Here is an 855-nt window from a genome sequence, read left to right as displayed (position 1 = left end):
GAACTCATCACGATGATCATCGATGAAACCATCGATATCTGTCAGCGGCGGTCGAGCTCCGCCTGGGCAAAATATGCACTCGCTTTCCGCAGGATCTCATTAGCCGGCGCAGTTCCCGAACTTCCTTTTCCAAGTCCGTGATGCGTCGTTTGTCATCGCTCGTCAGTCCTGGCGCTTCACCGGAATCCACATGGTTTTGCTTCACCCAATTACGGAGGGTGTTCTTATTGNTCCCGAACTTCCTTTTCCAAGTCCGTGATGCGTCGTTTGTCATCGCTCGTCAGTCCTGGCGCTTCACCGGAATCCACATGGTTTTGCTTCACCCAATTACGGAGGGTGTTCTTATTGATTCCGATCTGTTCACCGACCAGCCGGCACGCGGCACTCACAGCCAGCGCGGGTTCGCAGGTCAGCTTCTCATTGACCATACGCACAGCACGGTCACGAACTTCTGTAGGGTACTTACTCGGTGCAGGCATGTTCCTATCCTCTCGGTTAGATCAAACCCTCCACCATACCCGGGGCGATCCAACCAGCAGACCTTCCCGCCCCACATCCCCGCCCAAGAAAAAGCCATCATCGACGCGATCATGAACGGCAAACTCACGCACTAACAAAATGAGCCAAGTCAGGTCAGAAACCCGCGCCCATGCTTCACGGTCAGTGAGTGCGGTGTCGAGGCCAGCGTCGGCACGTGCCTCGATGAGGTCCTGTCGTTCGGTGGGCACCTATCGCATCTCCGCCGTCATCGTGCCCTGTGCCAGCGGCACGAGGCCGGCGATCAACTCCGGCGTCTTTCGTGTGCGGCCCGAGCCGTCGGGTCGGGCGGTCACGCGGGCGAGGCGGTAGTACATG

General features: G+C 57.8%; 1 protein-coding gene, 1 pseudogene and 1 other annotated feature. The gene and the pseudogene both read right to left on the bottom strand.

Annotated elements, in window-relative coordinates:
• Positions 1 to 78, bottom strand: a sequence feature (AL1L pseudoknot). This feature is flagged as partial in the annotation.
• Positions 1 to 241, bottom strand: a pseudogene (locus ACFFN1_RS00620) (transposase); the annotation flags it as partial. Its footprint overlaps the feature before it by 78 nt.
• Positions 225 to 479, bottom strand: coding sequence for a transposase (locus tag ACFFN1_RS00615; protein ID WP_376837637.1), 255 nt, complete (start codon positions 477 to 479; stop codon positions 225 to 227). The pseudogene ACFFN1_RS00620 and the gene ACFFN1_RS00615, both read right to left, overlap by 17 nt.
• Between the last annotated feature and the right edge of the window lie 376 nt (positions 480 to 855).

The sequence above is a fragment of the Brevibacterium otitidis genome (genome assembly GCF_042429315.1).
In the GTDB taxonomy this organism is placed as follows: Bacteria; Actinomycetota; Actinomycetes; order Actinomycetales; family Brevibacteriaceae; genus Brevibacterium; species Brevibacterium otitidis.
This window is presented reverse-complemented; position numbering and strand designations above follow the sequence as displayed.